This is a genomic window from Autumnicola tepida, assembly GCF_031846485.1.
GTDB classification, from domain to species: domain Bacteria; phylum Bacteroidota; class Bacteroidia; order Flavobacteriales; family Flavobacteriaceae; genus Autumnicola; species Autumnicola tepida.
Window position 1 is genome coordinate 86,431 of sequence record NZ_JAVRHQ010000006.1, and the last position, 25,988, is coordinate 112,418.

24 protein-coding genes are annotated in these 25,988 nt (G+C 36.3%); 18 read left to right on the top strand and 6 right to left on the bottom strand.

Going from position 1 to position 25,988, the window contains the following annotated elements:
• Window positions 1–2: 2 nt before the first annotated feature.
• The 3 genes from RM553_RS07100 to RM553_RS07110 form a co-directional block, all read right to left on the bottom strand.
• Entirely contained in the window at window positions 3–287 is a 285-nt protein-coding gene (locus RM553_RS07100; protein ID WP_311534256.1) for a helix-turn-helix domain-containing protein, read from the bottom strand.
• A gap of 281 nt (window positions 288–568) precedes the next feature.
• Entirely contained in the window at window positions 569–1,423 is an 855-nt protein-coding gene (locus tag RM553_RS07105) for an RteC domain-containing protein (RefSeq protein WP_311534257.1), read from the bottom strand.
• Between the two features lie 79 nt (window positions 1,424–1,502).
• Window positions 1,503–3,911, bottom strand: a complete 2,409-nt coding sequence (locus RM553_RS07110) for an aminotransferase class I/II-fold pyridoxal phosphate-dependent enzyme (RefSeq protein WP_311534258.1) — start codon at window positions 3,909–3,911, stop codon at window positions 1,503–1,505.
• Window positions 3,912–4,085: 174 nt separating this feature from the next.
• Here RM553_RS07110 and RM553_RS07115 point away from each other — a divergent pair, with 174 nt between their 5' ends.
• The 3 genes from RM553_RS07115 to RM553_RS07125 all read left to right on the top strand — a co-directional run bounded on the left by RM553_RS07115 (window position 4,086) and on the right by RM553_RS07125 (window position 5,867).
• Complete coding sequence (locus tag RM553_RS07115) at window positions 4,086–4,508, top strand: DUF7793 family protein (RefSeq protein WP_241551324.1); 423 nt, start codon at window positions 4,086–4,088, stop codon at window positions 4,506–4,508.
• An 18-nt stretch (window positions 4,509–4,526) separates the two neighbouring features.
• A complete protein-coding gene (locus tag RM553_RS07120) occupies window positions 4,527–5,447 on the top strand; it encodes a helix-turn-helix domain-containing protein (RefSeq protein ID WP_311534259.1) in 921 nt (306 codons plus the stop codon).
• 138 nt (window positions 5,448–5,585) lie between these two features.
• Window positions 5,586–5,867 (top strand): DUF6520 family protein, encoded by a 282-nt coding sequence (locus RM553_RS07125; protein WP_311534260.1) that lies wholly within the window; start codon window positions 5,586–5,588, stop codon window positions 5,865–5,867.
• 69 nt (window positions 5,868–5,936) lie between these two features.
• Here RM553_RS07125 and RM553_RS07130 read toward each other — a convergent pair whose 3' ends face one another.
• From RM553_RS07130 to RM553_RS07140, 3 genes are read right to left on the bottom strand one after another with little or no spacing between them, the layout of a single operon-like run.
• The gene (locus tag RM553_RS07130; RefSeq protein WP_311534261.1) at window positions 5,937–8,750 is read right to left on the bottom strand and encodes a M16 family metallopeptidase; all 2,814 of its coding nucleotides are present in this window, start codon (window positions 8,748–8,750) and stop codon (window positions 5,937–5,939) included.
• Window positions 8,737–10,140, bottom strand: coding sequence for a RagB/SusD family nutrient uptake outer membrane protein (locus tag RM553_RS07135; protein WP_311534262.1), 1,404 nt, complete (start codon window positions 10,138–10,140; stop codon window positions 8,737–8,739). Before RM553_RS07135 ends, RM553_RS07130 begins: the two co-directional genes overlap by 14 nt.
• Window positions 10,141–10,150: 10 nt before the next feature.
• Window positions 10,151–13,132 carry a SusC/RagA family TonB-linked outer membrane protein gene (locus tag RM553_RS07140; protein ID WP_311534263.1) on the bottom strand — a complete coding sequence of 994 codons (2,982 nt, stop codon included), beginning with the start codon at window positions 13,130–13,132 and terminating at the stop codon, window positions 10,151–10,153.
• 722 nt (window positions 13,133–13,854) lie between these two features.
• On the opposite strand from RM553_RS07140, the gene RM553_RS07145 reads away from it, so the two are divergent.
• From RM553_RS07145 to RM553_RS07215, 15 genes are all read left to right on the top strand, one after another.
• On the top strand, window positions 13,855–14,115 hold the full coding sequence (locus RM553_RS07145; protein ID WP_311534264.1) for a helix-turn-helix domain-containing protein: 261 nt from the start codon (window positions 13,855–13,857) through the stop codon (window positions 14,113–14,115).
• 84 nt (window positions 14,116–14,199) lie between these two features.
• Window positions 14,200–15,516, top strand: coding sequence for a hypothetical protein (locus RM553_RS07150; protein WP_311534265.1), 1,317 nt, complete (start codon window positions 14,200–14,202; stop codon window positions 15,514–15,516).
• Between the two features lie 218 nt (window positions 15,517–15,734).
• On the top strand, window positions 15,735–16,223 hold the full coding sequence (locus tag RM553_RS07155; protein ID WP_083645691.1) for an RNA polymerase sigma factor: 489 nt from the start codon (window positions 15,735–15,737) through the stop codon (window positions 16,221–16,223).
• A gap of 6 nt (window positions 16,224–16,229) precedes the next feature.
• Window positions 16,230–16,823 (top strand): hypothetical protein, encoded by a 594-nt coding sequence (locus tag RM553_RS07160; protein ID WP_083645690.1) that lies wholly within the window; start codon window positions 16,230–16,232, stop codon window positions 16,821–16,823.
• A 78-nt stretch (window positions 16,824–16,901) separates the two neighbouring features.
• Entirely contained in the window at window positions 16,902–18,305 is a 1,404-nt protein-coding gene (locus tag RM553_RS07165) for an alpha/beta hydrolase family protein (RefSeq protein WP_083645689.1), read from the top strand.
• A 327-nt stretch (window positions 18,306–18,632) separates the two neighbouring features.
• Window positions 18,633–19,448 (top strand): sulfite exporter TauE/SafE family protein, encoded by an 816-nt coding sequence (locus RM553_RS07170; protein WP_083645688.1) that lies wholly within the window; start codon window positions 18,633–18,635, stop codon window positions 19,446–19,448.
• A gap of 23 nt (window positions 19,449–19,471) precedes the next feature.
• Window positions 19,472–19,789 carry a rhodanese-like domain-containing protein gene (locus RM553_RS07175; RefSeq protein ID WP_083645687.1) on the top strand — a complete coding sequence of 106 codons (318 nt, stop codon included), beginning with the start codon at window positions 19,472–19,474 and terminating at the stop codon, window positions 19,787–19,789.
• Between the two features lie 15 nt (window positions 19,790–19,804).
• Window positions 19,805–20,410: a class I SAM-dependent methyltransferase gene (locus RM553_RS07180; protein ID WP_083645686.1), complete on the top strand. Its 606-nt coding sequence runs from the start codon at window positions 19,805–19,807 to the stop codon at window positions 20,408–20,410.
• An 85-nt stretch (window positions 20,411–20,495) separates the two neighbouring features.
• Entirely contained in the window at window positions 20,496–21,836 is a 1,341-nt protein-coding gene (locus RM553_RS07185) for an MBL fold metallo-hydrolase (protein ID WP_311534266.1), read from the top strand.
• Window positions 21,836–23,050: an MFS transporter gene (locus RM553_RS07190; protein WP_311534267.1), complete on the top strand. Its 1,215-nt coding sequence runs from the start codon at window positions 21,836–21,838 to the stop codon at window positions 23,048–23,050. The genes RM553_RS07185 and RM553_RS07190 overlap by 1 nt, the downstream gene beginning before the upstream one ends.
• Before the next feature lie 133 nt (window positions 23,051–23,183).
• Entirely contained in the window at window positions 23,184–23,741 is a 558-nt protein-coding gene (locus tag RM553_RS07195; protein WP_083645683.1) for a YeeE/YedE family protein, read from the top strand.
• A 3-nt stretch (window positions 23,742–23,744) separates the two neighbouring features.
• Window positions 23,745–24,158, top strand: coding sequence for a DUF6691 family protein (locus RM553_RS07200; protein WP_083646230.1), 414 nt, complete (start codon window positions 23,745–23,747; stop codon window positions 24,156–24,158).
• 13 nt (window positions 24,159–24,171) lie between these two features.
• Window positions 24,172–24,804 carry a Crp/Fnr family transcriptional regulator gene (locus RM553_RS07205; RefSeq protein ID WP_083646232.1) on the top strand — a complete coding sequence of 211 codons (633 nt, stop codon included), beginning with the start codon at window positions 24,172–24,174 and terminating at the stop codon, window positions 24,802–24,804.
• Between the two features lie 63 nt (window positions 24,805–24,867).
• Window positions 24,868–25,218, top strand: coding sequence for a hypothetical protein (locus RM553_RS07210; RefSeq protein WP_311534268.1), 351 nt, complete (start codon window positions 24,868–24,870; stop codon window positions 25,216–25,218).
• Between the two features lie 154 nt (window positions 25,219–25,372).
• Window positions 25,373–25,966, top strand: a complete 594-nt coding sequence (locus tag RM553_RS07215; protein ID WP_083645681.1) for a TlpA family protein disulfide reductase — start codon at window positions 25,373–25,375, stop codon at window positions 25,964–25,966.
• The last annotated feature ends 22 nt before the right edge of the window (window positions 25,967–25,988 follow it).

Genomic DNA, 25,988 nt, shown 5'->3' on the forward strand with positions numbered 1-25,988 from the left:
TTTTATAAATCAAAATTGGTTCTTACCCTGTTTTCATTCATCACCCGGTGGATCTCCTGGATATCATAGTAAATAATCCCGCCTACCTTGGTATAAGGCAGTGTACCATTAATCCGAAAATTTTGCAAAGTGCCAGGACTAATTTTGAGAAGGTCCATAACTTCGGAAGATTTTAAATAGCGTTTAAGTGTCCCGGAAGATTGTTTGGAAAGAATACTTCTTAGTTCTTCGAGCAATTCCATTTTGAATTCCCGAAGGTCGTCTGTGGTAATAATACTTGTTGGCATAATAGAACATTTTTAATAGAAAGGGACTATCAAATGGTTTAAGCTTTTTAATTGATAGCCCCTATCTGAGTTTGACTTTCGTTCTACTAAATTGGTACTGTTTGATGGTTATTTTTCCCTATATGTTTCGTAGTTACGAGAAAATTTAACGTTTAATAAATATTGATGGAATTTGGAGCGTTTTGGTCTCGAAAAAGGATTTAACAGGTGTTTCATGTCAGAAAAAATGGAATAGAAAGAGGGGATGCTGCTTTTCGTAGTTACGAGTGACTACGAAAAGTTCAGTTTTCATCATCCTGGTTCATCTTAGCTTCCAGACGAATGATAAGATTTTGCAAATATTTTGCCCTGGAACCTTTTCTGGACTTGATTTCAGAGTAGGTTTTATAAATATTTTCCAGCTTGATATTAAAGAAGTCTTCAAAGGAAGAAGTAACTGTACTAATATCTACTGCTCCGTGATTAAGATCCCCATTAGCATAGACGGCATAGATAAGTTCCACTAGAGCTGTTTTAGAGCCAGACCATAACATGATTTTATGCTTTTTGTCAAGGAAAGCATCCTGTTTTCCAGGTTTAATAGTTTCCATGGCTTCCCGAACATAATGAATAAGTCGGTACATCGCCTGTATTTTAGCCCATAACATATCGTGTGAACTTGAGAACTCCGGATACTGGTAATAATTGATCATGGGAGTGAACGGAAAGTTCTTTCGGTGGTGTCTAGTAAAGAGCTGATGATCCAGGTATTCATGCCCCTGTTCCATGTACTGCACAAAATCGTTGTTCTTATAGAAAAATTTGTTGATTTTCTGCAGTTCTTTTTCAAAGAAGGTATACTGGAAATTTTTCCCTGCTTTTGGTTTACGTACCTCACATGACCTAACCTCCGAAAAGTAGATCAGGTAACTCATCGGGCAGGGTTTGATTTTTTTGAAAAAGGTTATTTCATCCGGGGTACTTTCAAAATCTTCTTTTTCTACTATTTCCTTTAGTTTAGATAAGGTTCCGTTAGCTATATCAATACCCTTATCCGCTTTTTTTAGGGGAGTAGGTATAGGAACAACGGTAGCGTTAAGTTCGTTGTGAAATTCATGTATTACATCGTCAAACATCTTATTCTTACCTTGAATCATTAAAAAATAGTGTGGTAACGGGATCTTCAAATTGCTTGGTTTTTTACAAAGACTAAGTAGGGGGCAATTATTATATCACTTATGAAAATTCATTTCTCATCATATCCAGTTGTTCCAACTGAAAATTATCTGAAGCCTGAATAAAAGCTTGCTTTTCAATTATTTTTGCTCCAAATTTTCGTTTTTCAAAGGAAGCGCTAAATCCTAGATCTATTTTTTTATAGTTTAAGTTCTTAGCTCTCTTAATGGTCTGGTATAATAACTGGCGATAGACCTGAAATTCCCTGGAATAGTCATAATCCATCCCGATTAAAATGGGAATATAAATCCCATGTGGATTTTTATAACAAAACAAAACCCCTACAATTTGGTCTTCCGGCTTAAGCTTTAATTCGATAAACTCCCAGGCCAGATGGGATGCCATATTCTGAAATACCTTCTCTGGATAGGTAAAGGTATTTAACCCAAAATTCTTTGCTTTTACATTTTTATAGAGTTCATGATACTTCTCAATCTTTTCTGAGGCAGGGGAGTCTATAATTGAAATATTGAATTTTTCTTCAAATGGCTGCACCTCTTTTCGGAAATGTTTTCGTGACCTGGAACTTAAGGTTTCGATAAATTCTTCTTCGCTGTTCCAATTCAAATCCTTAATCACGCAGGAGTCAGGCATAGCGATGGGAATATAACCCTCCTTTTGAAACAGTTCAGCCAAGGGGGTTGACTTTTTAAAATCGCGCAGTACAGACATTCCGGCACCTAGTTTTTCTCCCAGCTCTTCGATTCTATATAACAGTTCTTTTAAAGCATCATTAGATTTTGAATGCTTATTATCTACATACAAATGAGTTCCTTCAGTAAAGAGACACCCCATGGAAAGAACCTTGGTGGTCATCGCATAAGGATCTGCTTGCCTGTCTTTCTCAATGGCTTTAGATACCGAATCAGGTGCAAGCATATCATTCTTCCATAAACCACTGGTTAAAAATGTGGCTAAAATTGGATAACCCTTACGATCTGTAATTATAAAATAGTGGAACGTCCAGTTATGCTCTTTCCGGTCATTATTTGAAAAGCATTTTTCCAAAAATTGCAGACCTTCCACATTGAGCATATTGTGATTTCCGAGTAATTTTTTCCATAGCTCTGGATCGATTTCTTCAATACTATCCGCACAAATCACTGATAAATCTGAATCTAATTCTCTTTTTGTAATATTTTGATTGACAGGAATATTAAAAGCTTTTCCAACCCTTTCCAGAGTATTGTTTGTTGCCTTTAGCGCTTTTTCGTAATGATACTCCAGGGCATCCACCAGGGCTTTAATATCTTCTAATTCGTTGTGGCAAGAAATCGTAATGCGTACTCCTGTATTTTTCACCGGGACCGCCGGGAATAATCCCAGGTTTACAAAAAATCCTTCATCCAGCATTCGCTTGACAAAATTATATCCGGTGGCGGGTAAACCGGTACCTATATAAAAAACCGGGGAGTCGTTATTCGATATTAATGGCAGGTTGGTTTGCGAAAGCAGTTCATTAAAATAACTTATACGTAGCTGCAATGCATTTTGTAACGTATAAATCTCGGTGGAAAGGTGGATATCTGCTGAAGCGCTTGCAGCAGCAACTGCACTGGGTTCTAATTGAGCAGAGAAGGTGAGGGGACCCCCGAAGTTTTTGATTTTTCGAAATAGGGTTTTATCGGGGCAAACTAAAACGGCACCAGAGGCCCCAAAGGTTTTGCTTAAGGTACCAAATAATAAAATATTTTCAGGTAATTCTTTCAGGACTTCCATTATATAGCCACCGCCGTTATGGCCTTTCCAGCTCATTCCGTGCACATCGTCAAAATATAAATGCAGTTGAGGATATTTATTACAAAGTGCTATAAGATCTTCTACCGGAGCATAATCTCCATACATGGAATATACCCCATCAGCCATATACCATATTTTTTTGACTTTTCCAGATATTTTCTTGATGCGGTCTTCCAACATATCCAGCGAGTTGTGGCGTATCAAGCTCACAGGGATACCCCTTATTTTAAGGAGTTGTGCCGCATTTTGAACACTCCAGTGCACCTGGTGATCTAGGATTACCGCATCATCGTCCCTTACCGCAGTTGGTATAACCGCTATATGACCTAAGGTGCTATTTTTAGTTATTAGAATTGGATTATCGTAGATAGATTCTATTTTTTCCTCTAATTCCGCATACAGGGGATGCGAGATATAAGTCTTGGAAAGAGGAAACTGGGTGCCGTATTTTTGTATAGCCTCTATGGCGGCGTTCTTAAGCCGCTGATCTTGTTCGAGACCAAGATAACCAGTGGTTCCAAAATGAAAGGATTCTATTCCATTAACTGTTATCTTACGTCCATTTAATCCTGATCCCTCCGCATGTAAGTGTAGGACTCCAGCTTTAGTTGCATTGGTGATTACTTCATCTACGGTATCCAGAAAATTGTTGTGCTTGATCTTTGCCATGATTTTTTATTATAAAAATTATATTTCAAGCTATGACAAATATTATTTATAAATCTAACCGTTATTACTAAAAGTCTTTTCAGAACAGTTATACGTCTTTTCATTCAAATGCTGGTAAATGCTATGGAAATAACTTTGACAAATAGCATATAAATCCATTTGAGGTGTTCTGATATGCTTTTAAATTATATTATTGTATATATTAGTGATATCCAAAACTTTAGCGGAATGGTGGTGGATGGTAGTTATGCAAAAATGTGGATTAGTGAAGGAATCCTGTTCTTTGTCTATAAAGAGATTTATGAGATCAATAGGAGTATGGCCAAACAGATCGTAAGCCAACGCTTACAGTTACAGAATGAAAATTCGTATCCCATTTTTTGTGATCTAAGAGCCGTTACTAATGCTCATAAAGAGGCGAGGGATTATCTTGCGATTGAAGGGTCTTATATGACTACGGCACTTGCATTACTGGTAGAAGACGAGCATGCCATGGCCATCACTCAACTTTATATAAAAACAAGCAATCCTGATTATCCTACCCGGGTATTTACAGATAAGCAGAAGGCACTGTCGTTCCTGCAGGAATATAAATAGTAAAGTTTATACTGAGTTATGAAAAAACCAATTAACAATGATGAGAAAATGAGGTTCAATGCCTTGTACCAGCAAATAATTGAAATTGCCTGCGGGAATTTCATGTTTCGTCAGGAACCATCAGGGCGTAGAGATCCAATTGATACAGTTACTGTTTTATTGAATATGATGTCGGAGGAGATATATAATTTTTGTTTCGAAGCACAAAAACAAGAAGAGCAACCGGAAATACATTTTTCGATATTCCTAGATAAAAAATTTCATATAACAGCCTATTCTTCCAATACTCCTGACATTTTGAAATGGAATCAGGATATGTACGACAGGCCGGTTTCTGAAATTCTTTCAAAAAACTCGAAAAAAGCGTTGATAGATGAACTTGATTTAGGCACTGATAGAGCTTATCAGCGATTGATTCCTGTTGACTTTCTGTCTGAAAATAGAAGCCTGTATAGATCTCCCTGTATTATTCAGGGGATGGTGGGTGAATCCATCTGCGCTACTGTGATCACAGCTTTTCGTTTTTCAAATGGAAATGAATCGGCGAAGAATGCAACAAATACCAATGAATCATCAAAACCAGAAAAAAAGGAAACTGCCGCCACAAAAATGCTTATGAAAAAAGTACGTCTTTACGTGCTCAGAAATTTGCATACCGATCTTCCTTCCCTTAAAGAATTAGGACTTATTCATCGTACCAATAAAACTAAGCTTAAAGAAGGATTTAAGAAAATGTATGGTACTACCATCCATCGTTTCCATATGGAGAAAAGGCTTGAAAAGGGAGCGCTTTTAATTCGGAATACAGAATTGCCTATCTCTATGATTACCCAGAAGTGCGGTTTTAAAGATCACTCCCATTTTTCAAAAAATTTTAAAATCCAGTTTGGACAGACACCTTCGGAGTATAGAATAAAAAATATAAGCTCAATTTCATAAGAGAATAGTATTACGGCTTTTTCGACCATTTTATTTGAAGGTATTTGGGGAAATTTACTATTGTAAAATCTTTTTGCGCAGAAAGTAGGAGATACCGAAAATCCTTCAAAGAGTAGGTATATTTTAAATCTTTATATTATGAAAAAGTTATTTTTAATTCCGATAATGGCACTTCTCGTTGTATTTGGGATGTCCTTTACTAACGAAGTAAGCGAAATTGAAGAGCAGCCTGAAGTTGTTGCCAGTGATTACGTATATGATAATGGAAACTGGCAAGCAATCCCTGAGCAGAACTGTACAGGTGGCAACCAGACTTGTCAAGTTCAATTTGGTACAGATGGACCTATTTATGAACTCTATGATGAAATGGATCTATCCACCAAGAAAAAACAAAGTGATGGAACCATAATTATCCTTTAATAGGATCAATTAAAGCCTACTGGGAAATCTCAGTAGGCTTTCTTATTAGGTTATAGAACTATTACAATCTTATTTCGGCAACACAAGGAAGTTTTGCAAGTTGTCCTTTTTAATATAATCGTTAATTGCCTTATTCACATCATCGATGCTTATGAAATTTTCTACTATTCCTGGATATTTCAGAATATATTCTTCGTAGTCCCTTCCCTCTTCTAAACTGTTTTTCAGGAATTCAGGCCAGAAATTAAAATATCCAAAGAAATTGATTTGAGATTTGAATTTTTGCCCGGCATACTTAGTATGCGATTCCAGCCACTTCTCATCTATTCCTGTTTCTTTCAGATTCTCAATTTCGTCCATGGAGTTTGAAAACATCTTTCCCTCGTTTCCCAATTCGCTGTTATAGGTAATCTGAAAAGTATATAAACTATCACTTAAATTAATCCAGTGCCCTCCTGCTCCAGGAGCATAACAATCCAATCGCAGCACCTTAACCAGTCTTTCATAGAAGGCTGAATTAACAAGATCAAGGACAACCTGGTTTTTAATGCTGGGTTCTATTTCCACCGGCAGGAATATTTCCGAAAATGATTGATTGATACCCCCGTAGAATAAAGTATCATTTCTTTTTTCCCACTCATTTTTCCACATACCGATTTTTTCCCCTTCACGAGGGCCTGAAACGGGTAATCCTGTAAAGTACGGCCTAATTTCACCAATAAGATCTTGGGCTTGGAAATCCCCGGTTATTATAAAGGTGTATTCATTAAAATTCGAAAAATGCTCCTTATATGTCTTCATCAGCTCTTCTTGGCTTATTGAATTGAATGTACTTTCATCAATACCAGGGATTTTTGGATTCCAGATCTTTTCAATCTTGTCACGAAAAAATCCGGACCCTCCTTTTATTGCAAAAGGACTAAGACGCTTTCTATTTACCTCTTGCCAGTAATTAAAGGCCTCAGCATCCTCCTCAGGTACCCGGATGTACTGAAACAATAGGTTAAAGAAATCTTTTAAATTACTTCTATCGAAATTACCCTCAATAAGATAATTTCTATTGTCTGTTCCAAAATTCAATACCATATTATGGTCGCGTTTGAATTGTTCAATCTGAAAATGGTTATGATACCCAGTACCGACTTTAGAAGCGTAGTTGTGTGCCAAAACCTGTGAGTTATACCAGTTTGAATTTCCGTTGAAACGTAACGGTTGAAAACCTAAAAATTCAATTCTGTTTTCAAATTCGGGAGTTTGAGGTTTTGTAGGTTTCAAAAGAACTTTGATACCATTATCGAAAAATAAGGTTGTAACTCCCAAGTCATTTTCCTCAACCTTTATTTTTAAGTCTTTACTTTTTATAGTTAGGTTCTCAATCGATTTTAATTTGTTGAAGGGGGAACGGTATTCTGGTATTGTAGAACCGTACACCTTTTTTATAATCTCCTCGATCCTATGTTTTCCAGGAATTAAGCTTTCCGGAACGTTAATAAAAATAAAATCAGAGTTCTCAAGCAAGTTTCTTCTCGAATCGGCAAATTTCTGTAATTCTAAAAGAGAGACATTTTTAAGCAGGTTTCTTAATTCATCGCTTACGATTTCTGATGGAGCTGCCTTCCCATAAATAAAATTATTTTCATAAGCTCGTGCCAAATCACTTGAATTTCGAGCTTCTCCCAAGGTTACTGCCAGTTTGCTTTTTGCTACCTCCAGATCCTCTGGCGTAAAATTCGAATGCATAATCTCATCGGCTTTAACCGCTTCAATAATATTTTTTTCAATAAATGTTGGATCGTGATCTAATTCAATATTCATTAAACCAATACTGATTTGGCTACTGGCCAAACCATTACCATAATACATGGTTGAATATTCCGAAAATGGCGGATTATATTGCATAGTATATTCATCCTTTCTTTTGGTGATAATACTTTCATACAAATTCTGAAGAATACTTAGGTAATAATCCTTTTTTGATCGATACTTGAAATTATAATTGATTCTTTTTGAAATAACATTGAGCCTCCACTTAGAATTTATAGTATCATTTATAGCTTCATATTGATTTTCTCCGGTCAGCTTATACTTAAACTTATCAATAGCACGCGAGGTACCCCTTACAACCTTGGGGATACTGAACCTGGAAAACTTATTTCTTAAGACATTTTCCAGACTGTCAGGATTAATGGCTCCTACTATAATAGCAGCCTGTAAGTCGGGCCTGTACCAGTCCCTATAAAAATCTTTTAACCGGTTGATGTCAAGATTCTTAATACTTTGAAGACTTTTATTATTATCAGCAGGAGGAAACCCGGTATTCCGAAGCAGTATTTTCCCTTTTTTATTATAAAAATCATCTGCGTAGGCATCGATGGGACGTAATTCACCTAGAATGCTACCCTGGTGCATATTCATTCTGGAAGAATCAATAACAATACCTCCAGCCCATTGTTCTAATACTGTTAACCCAAGATCAAGTTTCTGTTGATCACTTTGGGGAATAATCAAGGTATAACTAGTTGAAAGCTTAGCTGTAAAAGCTCTGTGATCAATTCCATTAAGTGTAAGCACTGTTGCCAGGTCTTTATATTTCTCAACATCCCTTACTCCAACATGCTCTAAAAGGTGTGCGTACTCCGTCTGATCTTCATCTTCGTGAAATCTTCCTGTCTTCTGAATCATTTTCATTATTACCTCCCCTTGTGGATTGTTAATATCTTTCAGGTAATAAGTGAAACCATTTTCAAGTTTGCCAAATCTTACCGTGCTATCTAGCTGAATTGCTTTTTCAGGTAATTCTAAACTTGAAATCTGACTGTAAGAAAGCAATCCACTTAACACAAAGATTAGCGGGAATATATACTGTTTACTAGTAGCCATCATTCTGAATTAGGTTTGGGTTTTTAGAAATTTCTTCAATGGGAATAGGATAAAGCCTATCTGTAGATTCCCATGTAGAGCTGTTTTCAAATACTCTCTCTATAAGATCACTCCTTTTTAGATCAAACCAGCGATGTCCCCATTCGGTAAACAATTCTATCCTTCGCTGAAGGTATATTTCCTCCATTAAATTATTTTCGGCTATACCCGGTGTAATCTCCATTAAAGCAGGTAAACCTGCCCGTTGCCGAATCACATCCAGATCATTTACGGCATCATTGATTTTCCCCATTTGTGTTCTTGCTTCGGCTCTAATGAGATATTGCTCTGCTAATCGTAAGACCATAGAATATTCCTGTATGGGAAATTGTGAACTCGCCCTAATTTTATATTTATGACTGTAGAAAGCATCTTTAGAAGAATTATATCCAATCCATTTCTCTAGTCGAATATCACCTTCACTAAACTCGGCAATTAAGGATTCATCCAGTTTTAAGGTGGCAAAAAAAGAAAAGAAAGGATCGATAATAAACATACTACCGTCATTGGTATTAGAAACGATCCCACCTCCCCCTATCGGCGATATCTGCCAAATTGCCTCGCGGCTATTCGCAAGAAAAACCTCATCCAGGTTGTCGAGAAGTACGTAAGAGGCAGTTTCTTGAATTACCTCGCTACTAAGACTTTCAGCTCCTTGCCAATCTTCCAAAAACAAGTATACCCTGGCCAGTAGTGCTTTTGCTACAAATTGGTTAACACTGGTTCTCTCTGAATTTCTATAAGAAGCACTCAGCATTTCAGATGATAACAAAAGGTCGTTTTCAATTAAATCATATACTTCCTCACTGTCGGCCTGAGGTTTCAATGCATTTACGCGATAATCAGTATCCAGAATCAGTGGAATTCTACCATAGAGGTTCACCAGGTAGAAATAGCTGAAGGCACGGACAAATCTAGCCTCTCCTTCCAACTGCTGCTGTAACTCCGCATCAATTGAAGTAGAATTTGTAATGCCTTCGATAAAAGAATTACACAAATAAATGATGTTATAAGCACTTGTCCATAATTCCAGGTTGCCTGGATTAGCAGGGGTAATTTCATGGTCCTGAAACTCCATCATATTGAGATTCACAGAATTGAAATACTGAAGGTTATCTGACGATAATCCCGCCAATACCGTTACGCTGGATCGGGAACCACTTGAAAATTCTGCCTGGTATAATTCATTATAAATACCGTCCATGGCACTGATGGCCGTTTTTTCATTGCTGAACACTTCTTCTCTTATCAGCTTATCAGTTGGAGCATCAATGTCTACCAGTTTCTCACAGGAAAAGTTAGCACAAAGAAGCAGCAAAATAAAAATTTGTATGATTAACTTATATTTTTTCATCACTATGGTTTTAAAAGTTGATTTGAGCCCCTGCAGTAATAGTTCGCAGGTTGCCTATATAATTGCCTTCAAAAGAATTTTCAGGATCCAGGCCATCATAGGGGGTAATGGTCCAAAGGTTTTGCCCATTAAAAAACAACTGGAACTTTTTTATACCAGTGGTTTGCAGGAATGAGTCTGGAAGATCGTATCTCAAAGAAAAAGTCTTTAAACGAAGGAAAGACCCATCACGGTTAAAGAGGGAACTATTTCTAGCATTTGAAAATGCCAGACTTCCCTGATAAGAAATAGTTGGAACCTGATAAGTAGTCGTAGAATATGCTGAAAGAATATTTTCCGGTCTTCCAGCATTGTAGTATATGAGTTTCCCGTCCTGTTTAACAAATTCCCATAAGAATTGCAGAGAAAAATTTCTATAGGTGAGGTCATTACCCAAGCCACCATAAAACTTACGAGTTCGATCTTCAACGATCGTTCGGTCCTGGAAGTCCAGCCTGCCGTCATCATTCACATCCTCAAAGGCATAGTAGCCTGTTTCCGGATCTATTCCGGTGTAGTTATAGTTTAGTGAAATATTCAATGGTTCCCCGACCCGGTAGGTATTCGCATAGGAAGATTGCTCAATATTGGGATAGCTCAGGAGTTCATTTTCAGGAAGACTGATGTTAAAAGAAGTCTGCCATCTAAAGTTGTCATTATTGAAATTCACACTATTGAACTCCAACTCCAACCCCCTGTTCTCCACGGTTGCAGGTAGATTAGCCTGCACAGAACCAAACCCGGTAATAGCCGGTAATGTGTACCCCACGAGTTGGTTTGAGGAACGGTTGCGATACCAGCTTAAACCAAAATTCATCCTGTTCTTCCAAAAGCCCAACTCAAGGCCTACTTCCATCTTCTTATTGATCTCCCAGGAATAATCGGGATTGGCCAAACCGGTAGGATAGAGTCCTCCCGGCCCCCTTGTTGCTTCATATGCATCCAGGTAACCATAATCTCCAATCTGATCATTACCGGTTGTTCCATAGCTGGCTCGTAACTTCCCTAAGGACAGAAAGGAAATATTTTCTCTAATAAATTTCTCTTCTGAAAAAATCCAGGCCGTCCCGATTGCCCCGAAATTTGCAAAGCGGTTATTCGGGCCAAACCTGCTGGAACCATCTCTCCTTCCAGTAAGATTGAGATAGTACTTTTTATCCCAATTTAATCCTATGCGTGAGAACAAGGCAGCGTATTTATACTGCACTTCAGAACTTCGGGCATTCAATACATCCTCAGCGGCAGCGAGGTTTCCAATAAGCGCCTCGGAAGCATATCCCGTACCCTGTAGACTTTGTCTTGTATTATTATTTTCCTGCACAGTAGCACCCAGCAGAAAATCCAGTCCTAAATTTCCAAGATCAGGATTATAAGACAATTGCGGCTCAATAATCCACGAATTTCTAATAGCGCTTAAATGCACAGACCTGTTTACCGGATTACCTGCCGGGTTATATGATCGGCTTGGTAACCTCCAGAGCTCATCACTATCATAGCGAGTATATCCGAAACTCGATTTCAGGTTTAATCCTTTTAAAACCTCATAGGAGATACTGGCACTACTAATAAGATTATTCGTCTTAGTATCATTCCGGTTAAAATATCCCGCCAGGGGATTTGTTAAACCGGCTTCTCCCCACTCAGTCCAGTTCAGGGAGCCGTCAGCATTTAATAAAGCCGGTGCGTTGGGAGCTAAAAAAGTTAGCGTTCCCAGATTAAGATCCCCGGTAAGCTGATTTTTATCCAGCCCATAACTCAGGGAAGCCTGTATATTAAATTTTCTATCTCCGGAGAAGTGGTTCAGACTCATATTGCCGGTAAGCTTTCGATACTTATAATCTCCCGGGTATACCGTACCCTGGCTAAACCAGGATCCTCCAATTCTGAAAGTAGTCAGATCGTTACCACCGCTAAAGGCCAGATTCGCACTGGTCACCTCTGCATTGTTTCCAAAGGCATAATCCTGCCAGTTTGTATAGCGTTGCTGATCCCAAAGCAAGAGATCATATGCATTGCTCTCATTGGGCTCAATATTATCATTTTCAAATGCTGCTTGCCTAATTTCCAGATACCGGGGCGTTTCAAGAAGATCCAATCTTCCAGGCACGTAAGATATTCCGGTATAGGTTCTCATTTCAAGTCCTGTTCCGGCCTGCGCTCCTATTTTGGTAGTAATTAGCACCACTCCGTTGGCTCCACGGGAACCATATATTGCAGTAGCATCGGCATCCTTCAGCACTTCGATACTTTCGATGTTGGCAGGATTCAGGTTATTAAGAGGATCAATCCCGGAATTTCCTAAAAGAGAATTACTTTCTACCGGAGTCGAACTAATTGGTACGCCGTCAATGATATATAAGGGATAATTCCCTTCTGTCCTCAGACTATTAATACCGCGAATACGAATAGTGGAAGCCGCTCCCGGATTGACACCCCCGGACGTAACCTCCACTCCCGCCATTCTACCTTGCAGAGCTTGTATTGGACTCACAACCGGCTGGTTTTCTATTTCGGCAGCGGTTACCCTGGAAATATTTCCTGTACTTTTTCTTCGTGTTGTATTATAATACCCGGCATTGATCTCAACCTCCCCCAGAGCAGCAACATCTTCTTCAAGAGAAATATCTATGGTTGACTTATTATTTACTCTTACTTGCTGGGATATGTATCCAATAAAAGAAAATATAAGAGTATCGCCTTTGTTTGCAGTAATAGAATAATCTCCATCCATATTTGTGGTAGTTCCTATCCTGTTGTTTTTGATAAATACGGTCACCCCTAAAAGAGGTTCACCATTAGTATTCGTTACCGCCCCACTAATTTCCTGTTGGTAAATGTAAATAGGAGTAGAGAGGCTGGCCGCTTTAGCCTGGCCCATCGCCAGAAGGACTAAAAAGGCCATGGCTAGAAGGAACATGATAATAAGCATGCCCCTCTTGTAAAAATTTTTCATAATTTTACATTAGTTAAATGAAACATTTGTTTTATTAAAGCTTAGGCCTTCCCCGCCAGACACCAATCTTAAGGGAAGGCTTTCTTGCTTTTACCCGTCAAAACGAGTGTTCACTTTTTTCTTTTTAAATGCCCAGTATAGGCTTTCATTCGCATTTTTTTTGTGGCTAAATAAACTATTAAATTGGAGCAAAAAAATACCGTACCCAAGCCACCTCTATAAGAGAGCTGGCTTTTGCCCACCCAACTGCTATTACTTATACAAATAATAGCAACCCACGGGATTATTAGCGGAATTATCTCGTTCCCGTAAACAAGCTTAATAAAAACACTCCATAGGGAATGCCGGCCGCTTTGACCTTTTTTATAATGTAGGGTTAATTGTTAGCGACGTCTTTTTAGTGAAGAAACAAATGCTTTAAATATAGTAGAGCAGGTTTAGCCTAAATACAAAAAAGGCGTGGAGACTCAACTTACTGGTTCGAGGTACTGGTATACCTTACGACAATAAGCAAGCCCACGCCCGGGTCGTGAGCATTATGCTTATCATCTCGTCGTTTAAAAATTACCAGTTTTCGAACCGAGATTCAAAGCGAAATGCTTCTAATATTTTACTTTAAGAAGTTTCGCAAATATATTAATATGAAGTAAATATAGTAAAATAATTTAAATGGTAACCTATGTGTTACCATAATTTATTTCTGTAACCTAGAATTTTATAGTATGATTAAAGATACTTTGAAGTTCAGCGAACAAAAAATGAGATTTGGCAACCATGTAAAAAATCTCAGAGAAAAAATTGTCAGTCTCGAATACCCAAATAGAAGTATCTCACAGCAAGAATTGAGTGATAGAAAAGGATTGTTATCAAAAAAGACTATCGGAGAAATAGAGAGGGGAGAGGCTAATCCAACCTTTGAAACATTGATTGCCCTAGCATCAATTTTAGATGTTTCTTTTCAAAAACTATTTGATTATGAATAGAACGTGATACTTTGAATACCCTGGCACATTTTAGATTAAACAGTTACATTGCTTTGGATATGATTAGTTGGCAACAAGCATAATATGGATTCATTAAAAAAACTAGAAGAACTAGAAAATCTAAAAACTGAATCAGATTCGGCAGTAGCTCGCCAAAGAGGTTTAGATTTTGAGAAGTTAATAAGAGATTATTTCTTTGAAAACCATTTATTATCAGTGGTAAAAAATGGAGGTTTTCATACATCCGATAATAAATCAGAACAAATTGATGGTGTGATCAGTTTTGAAGGAAAAATTTTTCTTTTAGAAGTGAAATGGTCAAAAAAATTAGCAGCTTCTTCTCTATATGAGTTTATCGGTAAAGTAGAAAATAAATTTCACGGCACTTTAGGCATCTATATTTCTTATAATCCTTTAAGCGAAAATTTTTTAAATGCTTTAAGAAAAGGACGGAAACAAAATGTGGTTGTTTTAAATGGAAATGATATTAAGACTTTACTTAGAGAAAAAATAGAACTACAAAAATTTCTAAAATTTGTCATTGAAAAATTATCATTTGATAACCTACCATATGTTTCCGTAAAAGACTACAAAGAGAGTATAAAGGAAGTTAAAGACGAAGATTTAGAAATAAATAATGAAAAAATCAATAAATTTTTTAGAAATTCAATAGTAACAAATGAATCTTTAGACGCGGAAATTATCGAAAGTAATTTTGAGAATTTAAATATCAATGAACAAGCTACAGCATATAAAAAGTTATTCGAAACTGCTTCAAAACTATTGAAATTAAACTTTCTATCGAGACCATCATATTTTAATAGTTCTAAATTTTTCCGTTTATACAACCCAGATTTTTCTAATCCTATTTTAAAAAATCTTCCTAGCGATTATTTTTCAAAATATATATTTGAAGATCCAAAAATTTATTTGAATAGATTCATTGAAACCTACTTAGATCAATTTGATAATATTAACTCTGAAGCGAAAAAAGTATTTTTTGATGGGATAGGTTCTCTTTTGAGAAGCGTCGATTTTGAAGAAGAGAATAACATAACAATGATTATTGAGGAATATGAACAACAATTTCCTTTAGCTATAAAAAAAGAAATTCATAAGATATATATTGACTTTTATTATTCCTCAGTAAGAAACGAAGGTTTCGCTCAAAAACATTATTCAAAAGAATTGTTCGCGCGAAAAAAAATAAAAAGAGAAACAATAACCGAGTGGATAACGAAAAAAATCAAGAACGATTTGGATTTGTATAAAACGAAAGAAGATTTTAATTATAAATATTTCGCTTATACATACGAAGATCTTGGAAAAGTTTTAGACAAAAGTTTAGACGAATGGACCGAAATGGTTAGAAGTATTCTTTACAGTTTAGATAAGAACTAATCATGCCAGTAGCCAACAAGGGTTAATCGCTTATAGTCGGCACCGTAAGAAAGAAAATAATTAACTAAGCCGACAAATCCACGTTCCTTACTCCGCCAACTGGCGCTAACCGAAACCATTGCCAGCAATTACAAAAATGTCTTTAGATTAAAAAAAATCCTTTAAAGTGTGATTTTTTCAAAACTTGATACACTAATAAGGAGAAGTTTAATTTTTAAATGAAGAAAAAAGAGCATTTTACAAGAGCAATTGAAGAAAATGAAGGCCTAATTTATAAAGTGACCCTGCTTTATACAGAAAATCTTCAGGACAGAGAAGATCTATATCAAGAGATTGTTTTTCAACTTTGGAAATCTTACGACAGCTTTAAAGAATTTTCAAAATTAAGTACCTGGATGTACCGTGTGGCAATGAATACGGCAATCTATAATTTGAAAAAAAATAATAGAAAAATAGGGACAACTACAATCGATCCTATCGTGGAAAGAATTGCCGACCACAGGGATAATTCAGAAGAAGAAAAACTAAAACTGCTTAATGATCAAATTCAAAAATTAAACCTTTTGGAGAAAGGTATTATTCTACTATATCTGGAAGGAAAAAGTCATGATGAAATTTCAGTAATAATTGGAATAACTAAGAGCAACGTTGGAACTAAGATTTCAAGGATCAAGAAAAAATTAAAGTCACAGCTAAACAGTAAATAAAATATTATGGAACTGGAAGAAATGAAAAATTTATGGAAAGGAATGAGTGCACAAGTTGAAAAACAAGAGCTGCTCACTAAAAATCTTATTGAAAAAGTGACTGAACAGAAATATTATTCGAAACTGAATAAGATCAGATACTCTGAAATTATAGGAACAATTATCTGTTATCTGGGAGCTATCTATTTAATTATGAATTTTATGAAAATAGATCCATTAGCAGAAAAAATCTTTGCGGTTATTGCCATTGGTTTACTCCTAACATTACCGATAATCTCTTTAAGCAGTTTGAACGGAATGCAGAAAGTAAAAATATCTTCAAAAACCTATCTAGACACTTTAAATGATTTTGGGAGACGTAAGATCAGGTTTCAAAAGTTTCAAAAATTGAATGTTTCACTAGGACTATTTTTAATTTTAGTCGCCATTCCTGTACTTTCAGCAATAAAAGGTGTTGATCTCAGTGAAACCGAACATTTCTGGACACTTACATTTCCAATTTCAATAATCGCTTTCTTAGGATTTGCATTTTGGGTATTGAGATCCTACAATAAATCTTTAGAAGCCACGGAGAAATTACTCTCTGAAATTAACAACTAAAAACCTAAATCAATACACGTATTTCTATCAGCTGAAATTTCAGCAGAAGGATAGCTATGCCTTAAACTGAACATTATTATGAAAACACTTATGATCACTCTAGTCATTATTTTATCAATATTTGGAAATAATCTATTAGCACAGAACATTGAAGGAATCTGGCAGGGAAACCTTGAAGTTCAGCCTGGAAAAACCATGCTATTTATATTCAAAATTTCTGAATCTAATAAAAGTCATTTTACCAAATTAGATATTCCCAGCCAGGGTTTAATGAATCTCCAACCAGCTTCCACCACGTTTCTCGATAATAACTTAATCATTAACGCCTCTAACCTGGGTTTTAAATTCGATGGAATGTTTAATGAAGAATCAGGCGAAATAAAAGGCAGCTTTCAGGAAGGCTTGAATATCGTTCCTTTAATTCTAATCAAAAAAATAAAGGCAGAACAGGTAGAAACTCCAAAAAGGCCTCAGGAACCTTCAAAACCATATCCGTACCTGGTTGAAGAGGTGAAAATATATAATTCTGAAGATCATATTAGCCTTGCAGGAACACTTACCTTACCCAACTCATCAAATCAATATACGCCCGTGGTAATATTGATTTCTGGTAGTGGTCCACAAGATAGGGATGAATCTTATATGGGACATAAACCCTTTCTGGTTCTTGCCGATTATCTAACACGAAAAGGAATAGCGGTTTTAAGGTATGATGATAGAGGAGTCGGAGAATCCACTGGAAATTTTGAAACAGCAACTACAGCCGACTTTTCTAATGATGTATTGAAAATCATTGAATTTTTGAAGGACAGAACCGATATTGATACTCGTAACATTGGTTTAATAGGCCATAGCGAAGGAGCGATAATCGCACCAAAAGTTGCAAATAGCTCACAAGATGTGTCATCCATTGTTATGCTGGCGGGCACAGGAATTTTAGGCAAGAAGGTCTCTCTGCAACAAGCACTGGATTACAGAAATTTTCCTGTACAGGATGAAGAAAAATACAGAGATTATATAGTAAAAGCGATTGCGATTGCGGCTTCTGATAAGGATGTGACAATAGTAAAAAATGAATTGAAATCTTTTTATCAGGATTCTGAAGTATTAAATTCTATTTTACCTCAAAACATAAATAAAGATGAATTTATTGAGAACCTGGTAAAAAGCAGAACAAATCCATGGATCCGATATTTTTACAACTATAATCCAGCGGAAGAAATTGCAAAAATTGGCATTCCTGCTTTGGCCTTATATGGAAGTAAGGATACTCAGGTACCTCCAAAATATAATATGAAGCCAGTAAAAGAGGCTTTACAAAAAAGTAAATCTGGAAATTACGAAGTTGTTTTGATGCAGGGATTAAATCATTTATTCCAGGAAAGTAAAACAGGACAAATTTCTGAATATCCAGAGATCGAAGAAACTATGAGTCCGAAGGTTCTTGAAAAAATCAGTGATTGGATTCTAGAAGAGATTTAATGATTCATACATTAGAATTTTAGAAAATTAGATACATTTTATATATCAAACAAATAATTTGAAAAATGCAACACCCGGTAACGGTTCATTACCATTGAAAGGCAGCGTTAGAAAGAAAGTAATTAAATTTTAAGCAATTGAATTGTAACAAACTAATTTTTGTAAATGATAAAACTAGTTTCCTTTCACTATAAGCATCCATCAAATTACTGCTATTTTTTATTTGCTCTACTTTCTGAGTAGTTCTCTAAATTACCCTTTGTTACAAATGTTACTGTAGCTACTAAAGCATAAAGTTAATTTTGTTGTCAATTAAAAAATTGATAAATGGAATTACTTGAAATTTTTGGTTATGTAAGTTCTCTTATTATAGGGATCTCACTTGGTTTAATAGGTGGCGGTGGTTCTATTCTCGCAGTACCAGTGCTGGCATATCTTTTCTCCATGGGGGAGAGGGTGGCTACCGCCTATTCTTTATTTATAGTTGGGGCCAGTGCCCTGGTAGGTGGGATTCAACAACATTATAAAGGTTATGTAGACTGGAAAACGGCAGTGATTTTCGGTATTCCTGCTGTTATAGGTGTCACAATTGTTAGGCATTATGTGGTTCCGGCTTTACCTGAAACATTGTTTTTTATTCAGGAATTTGAATTTACCAGAAGGATGGCCATGTTCGGGTTATTTGCCGTGCTTATGATACCCGCTGCTTTTTCCATGTTGCGAAAAAAGTCTCCTGATACAGACCAGGAAAAAAATAAAGAGGTAAAATATAATTATCCGCTAATTCTGGTTGAAGGTTTAATTGTAGGAGCTATTACAGGAATGATTGGTGCCGGGGGAGGCTTTCTTATTATTCCCGCTTTAGTCATTTTGGCAAACATTGAAATGAAGACCGCGGTGGGAACTTCGCTCATTATAATTGCTTTTAAATCTCTACTGGGCTTCTTTTTGGGAGATGCCATAACCATGGAAATAGACTGGGTATTCCTAGGTATAATTACGGCCCTTTCTTTTACGGGGATTTTTATAGGCTCCTATTTAAGCAATTATATTAATGGAGCCCGTTTAAAAAAAGGTTTCGGTTACTTTATATTCCTTATGGCCGGATTCATTTTCTACATGGAATTCTTCGTTAAAAATTAGATAACAATTCAAATTAAAAATAAATGGAAAATTTAAATACAGATGATTTTGCTCATAAAATCAAACAGGATAAAAATGCTGTGATCATAGATGTGCGAACCCCCAAAGAATGGAAAGATGGTATAATACCTAATGCGAGATTAATTAATCTATTTGAGCCCGTCACTTTTCAAAGGGAGATAACAGGTTTGAATAAAGATAGAAATTATTATATATACTGTCGTAGTGGAAACAGAAGTGGGCAGGCTTGTAAAATTATGGAATCCAAAGGTTTTAAAACGTATAATCTTAGTGGTGGTATTATGCAATGGAATAAGGAGCTCTCTAAACCGGTATTCTAGATTTATTTTAATAGGATGACCGATAAAACTAAGGAATTCTGGGAAGATAGATATAGTGAACGGGAGTACGCCTATGGGGAACAACCAAATGTTTTCCTTCAAAACGAGCTAAAGAAGTTAGAACCAGCATCTATTTTTCTACCTGCTGAGGGAGAAGGACGAAATGCTGTTTTTGCTTCCAAACAGGGCTGGGATGTGACTGCCTTTGATCTCAGTACTATGGCAAAAATTAAAGCCTTACGCCTTGCACAAAAGAATGAAGTGGATATAAATTTCAAGGTTTCTTCTGTATTAAATTTCCAAAGTGATAGAAAATTTGATGTGATAGCCCTTATTTATGCTCATTTTGACGCCGATATAAGGATTAAAAGCCACCAGCACTTAATTAATCTTTTAAAGCCCGGTGGAGTTTTGATTTTTGAAGCATTCTCAAAAAAACAATTAAGTTACAATTCCGGCGGACCTAAAGATTTAAAGATGCTATTTTCCATTGAAGAGATGAAAAGTGAATTTTCAGGTTTAACAATCCAATATCTTGAAGAGCTAGGAATAAACCAGAAGGAAGGAGAATATCATCAGGGCAAAAGCAGCGTTATTCGTATGGTTGCAAAAAGAATCTGACATAGCGATTCAGGCACGTAACAATTGTTACTGTAGGTTTCAATTGTATTTGGCAATTTTACAGTAGAAATTTAAAATATAAGTTATGAAGATAAAACAGTTTAAAGATGATCCATTATCACATTTTTCTTATGCTCTGGTAAGTAATGGAGAAATGGCTTTAATTGATCCCGCCAGAAATCCAATCCAGTATTATAAATATGCTGAAGAAGAAAATGCTAAGATTGTAGCTGTCCTGGAAACACACCCGCATGCCGATTTTGTAAGCGGCCATCTTCAGATTCATAAAGAAACGGGAGCCACTATTTATATCAGTGAAAAAGTTGGGGTAAACTATCCCCATCAAAGCTTTGATGAAGGGGATAGTATTACCATAGGAGATGTTACCATCAAGCCAATATTCACACCTGGGCATTCTCCGGATAGTTTGACCTTTCATGCATTTGATAAGGATGAGCATGTTCTATTTACCGGGGACACCTTATTTATTGGGGATGTGGGGCGTCCGGATTTAAGGGAAAAAGCCGGAAATACGAAATCAAAGCGTAAAGAGCTTGCTCAAATGATGTATCAGTCTATTCAAAATAAATTCGATGATTTACCAGATGAGGCTATAGTTTATCCTGCTCACGGTGCAGGTTCGTTATGTGGTAAGAATATGAGTGATGCCAATAGCAGTACTTTAGGCAATGAACGTATGGGTAACTGGGCTTTTAAAAAGCAAACCAAAGAAGAATTTGTTTCTGAAATTTTAAAGGATCAACCATTTATACCCTCTTATTTTGGTTTCAACGTAGATCTTAATCGGGATGGTGCAGAAAATGTCCAGGCTGCTAAATATAGAGTACCAATACATTTAAATGTTGAAAATATTGAAGATGAATTTCTTGTAGTAGATACCAGGGATGAGCAGATTTATAAAAAGAGTCATCTTCCCTATAGTATCAATATCATGGCGCGGAGTGAAAACGATAAATTTGAAACCTGGCTTGGAGCTATTATTGAACCTGAAGAACAATTCTATTTAGTACTGGAAACAATTGATAAACTGGATGAAATCCTTGAAAGGCTTGCAAAAATTGGTTACGAAAAACAATTAAAAGGAATTTTTACTTTATCTGATAAGATTACAAATTCTTCGGAAAAATTTGATGTGGCAACTTTCGATGAAAATAAAGAAAACTATACGATTGTAGATATTCGTAATGATGCTGAAGTTTCTGAGGCTAAAATCTTTGAAAATTCTTATCATATCCCTTTAAATGAACTACGTAATAAGATTGGTGATTTACCTAAAAATAAGCCCCTGGTAGTGCATTGTGCCGGAGGATATCGTAGTGCTGCCGGTAGCAGTATTATAGAAAGTGAAATTGAGGAAGTTGCGGTTTATGACTTAAGCGAGGATGTAAAAAAATATAAATCCTAATGAACCAAAAACTTGGCTTAAAGGAAAACTGGAAACAGTTTTCCTTACTGGTTTTAATAAATGCTTTTGTTGGAGGAATGGTGGGACTGGAGAGAAGTATCTTCCCCCAATACGCCCAGGAGATTTTTGGTATAGAATCTAATACTGCGATTCTATCTTTTATAACGGCCTTTGGTATTACCAAGGCCGTTACTAATTTAATGACCGGAAGATTTGCCAACAGGTTTGGCAGAAAACCTTTGTTGGTTTTCGGCTGGCTGTTTGCCATTCCTATCCCTTTTATTTTAATGTATGCAACATCCTGGAATTGGGTGATTTTTGCCAATATTCTTTTAGGGATTAACCAGGGTTTAACCTGGAGTAGTACGGTAGTCATGAAAATTGATCTGGTAGGCGAGAAGAACCGTGGATTGGCGATGGGGCTAAACGAGTTCTCGGGTTACCTTGCCGTAGGAATAATTGCGTTTTTATCTGGCTATGTTGCAAATAAGTATGGGATCACACCTTATCCTTTTTATATTGGAATAGGGATCTCTGTGGTGGGTTTAATAATGAGCTATCTTTTTATAAAAGATACCAGGACATTTGTAGCAATAGAAAAGGATAGTAATAGTACTTCTTCTTTAAAAAATGTTTTTTTAGATACTACTTTCCGAAACAGGACTTTAAGCTCTGTTACCCAGGCAGGACTGGTTAATAATTTGAACGACGGAATGATTTGGGGATTGTTACCCATTATTCTTTTGCAGGCAGATTATGATTCGAAATCCATTGGTATCATTACGGCAGTTTACCCTACCGTATGGGGGATAGGTCAATTATTTACCGGTAGGATGTCTGATATTTACTCAAAAAAGGAATTACTTTTTTGGGGAATGTTATTACAGGGGATCGCAATCCTCATTCTGCCATTTACAGAAGATTTTATATTTATGGTGGCTATCGCTTTTATTTTAGGATTAGGTACGGCATTGGTGTATCCAACCTTCTTATCCGCAATCGCCACGGCAACCAATCCTACCCAACGTGCTGAAAGTATTGGTGCTTTTAGATTTTGGCGTGATTCGGGTTATGCCATTGGAGCGATCCTATCAGGAATTATTGCTGACCTACTTGGCGTTCCTTTTGCAATTATTTCAATTGGTATAATAACCATATGTTCGGCAGGAATAATTAAATTAAGAATGCCTGAAAAAATAAATTCAGAACCGTAGGCAGGCTATGTATTCTAAATCGATACGACGTGAAAATTTTAAATTTTTGATTTTAGAGTTCTATTGCAGTATGTAACAAAGGTTACCGAGTATGCACTGCCTATTCAATATATTCGCCTAAAAATAATATATAATGGAATTGATCTACGAACCCTGGCCCTGGTATATTTCCGGGCCTTTAATTGCGGCAACGATGTTCGTGTTGCTCTATACGGGAAAACAATTTGGAATGTCTTCTAACCTACGTACCATGTGTTCTGCGACAGGGGCCGGTAAAGCGGCCGATTTCTTTAGGTTTGACTGGAAGAAAGAGAGATGGAACCTTATGGTGGTTTTAGGTGCTGTACTGGGTGGTTTTTTTGCTTCTACATATCTATCCAATAATACGGTAGAAATAAATGAAAGACTGGCAGATAAATTAAGCAATGAATATGGTATCCATAGTGCGGGAGAAGCTTATATGCCTACCGAAATTTTTGCTATGCAGAATCTGGGTGATCCGCTTGTTTTATTTGTATTGATCGCCGGTGGTTTTTTGGTTGGCTTCGGGGCCAGGTACGCGGGTGGTTGTACTTCAGGGCATGCAATATCAGGATTAAGCAACCTGCAACTACCTTCCTTAATTGCCGTAATTGGCTTTTTTATTGGTGGTCTTATAATGATACATTTATTTTACCCATTAATATTTTAAATGATGAGATATATTACCTACGTTTTAATCGGATTCTTTTTTGGTATTATAATGTATAAATCTGAAGCAGCTTCCTGGTTCAGAATTTATGAAATGTTTGAATTTGGAGCGTTCCATATGTATGGAATAATTGGTTCGGCATTAATTATCGGTGTGCTGGGTGTTCAATATATAAAGAGAAATAATATAAAAGCGATGGGCGGGCAGGAGATGCAGTTAAAGCCAAAAGATAAAAGCATTGCCCGTTACTTAATTGGTGGGATCATTTTTGGATTGGGTTGGGCCCTTGCCGGTGCCTGCCCGGGTCCTATGTATGTGCTTGCAGGAGCTGGTTATATTTCGATACTGGTGGTGATCGCGGCTGCTTTATTCGGAACCTTTGTATATGGCCTGTTGCGAAATAAACTTCCTCATTAAAAAAGCTTCTGCTATGAAAACTGATTTATATGAAGCCTATTCCTTTGTGTTCGAAGAGGAATTGCTAAATGAAATATCTGAAATTGGGACCTTTAAGGAAATTCCTGCTGGAGAAGTAATTTTAAGTGCAGAAGAGTACGTTACCTCTATACCTTTATTACTGGATGGAGCTATAAAAATTTCCCGGGTAGATGATGATGGTGACGAGTTATTACTCTATTTCCTTGAAAGAGGAGATACGTGCGCAGTTACACTCACTTGTTGTTTAGATAGAAGTAAAAGTGATATAAAAGCAGTTACCGAGAAGGATACCAGTTTAATTATGGTTCCTGTAGGAAAAATGGAGGAATGGATTGTAAAATATAAATCCTGGCGAACCTTTGTTTTTCAAAGTTACAGCTTACGACTTAAGGAAATGCTGGATGCAATAGATTCAGTAGCATTTCTTAAGATGGATAAAAGATTGTTTCAATATTTGCAGGATAAGGCAAAGGTAAATCAAAATGAAATCCTGCAAATAACACATCAGGACATCGCTTACGATCTTCATACTTCCCGTGTTGTTATTTCCAGATTGCTAAAAACCTTAGAGATGGAAGGTAAAATTTCATTACGCAGAAATAGTATTGTAATAATTGATTTATAATTTCCCTTGGTTATGTAACAAATGTTACTTGATCTACTCATACTGTTCATTACTTTTGACTTTATGAACCTACGATCATACATAGCAATAATTCTTGCCCTTATTATGTTTGGTAAGTTAATTGCCCTGGATTCAAATATTCTGGGGGAGATCGTAAATTCAGACAAAATTAGTTATGTAAAGAAACATTGTGATTTGAATGCTGGTAAGAAGTCTTTAGATGGTAACTTTAACCAGTCATCTGATGGAATTCAAATTACTTTTCATTCGTTTTGTAATTCCGTATTTCAGATAGAAAAACAACTGGAAGATGAAGTTGTTATTCAGCTCAATTTCAAAAGGAATTTCAAACACATTTATGCCGAAACAAGGGCATTTACTTACAAATTTGTTCCTCCTCCTAAATTATCCTGATTTTTTAAAAGGTTCATTTAACTGAACTACAAATTCTTATTTATGAAGCTGGAATAATCAGCTTCTAATCTAATTATATAATCAGGCAATAAACCTTCTTGGATGTTTTAAAATATTGTAAGCATATCGGGTTATTGCATTAAAAAATTTAGTGATGAATAAAAAAGTAAAGAAAAATCTTCTCGAATATGGTATTACAGGAACGATTATACTCACCTTATTTTTAACCGGATTACATACCGAAGTTTTTGGTTTTGTACAACGAGGAGTTTTAAAGACGGGATTAATGAATCCAGATGTAGAAGCAAAATCAAATCCGAAAGAACAAGCCAAAAAACCTAAAGCCGATTTCAACATGAGCCTTATCAATTCTAAGGGTGAACGCGTTGAAATGGAAGAATTTCGAGGTAAAGTCATTTTCTTTAATATGTGGGCAACCTGGTGTCCTCCCTGTGTGGCAGAAATGCCGGGAATAAATAATATGTACAATGATGTAAAAGGTGAAGAAGTTGCCTTTATAATGCTTTCTTTAGATAATGAATTTCAAAAAGCTATAGATTTTAATAAGAGGAAAGGTTATGATTTTGAAGTATATAAATTGGCCGGAAACTTGCCTCAAATGTACGCTTCCCAGGCAATCCCCACTACTTATATTATAGATGCAGATGGAAATCTGGCCTTAACTCATCAGGGTATGGGAGATTACGACACTCAGGAATTCAAAGAATTTCTAGACGGTCTCAAATAGGCTTAAGGTCAATTTAAATCTA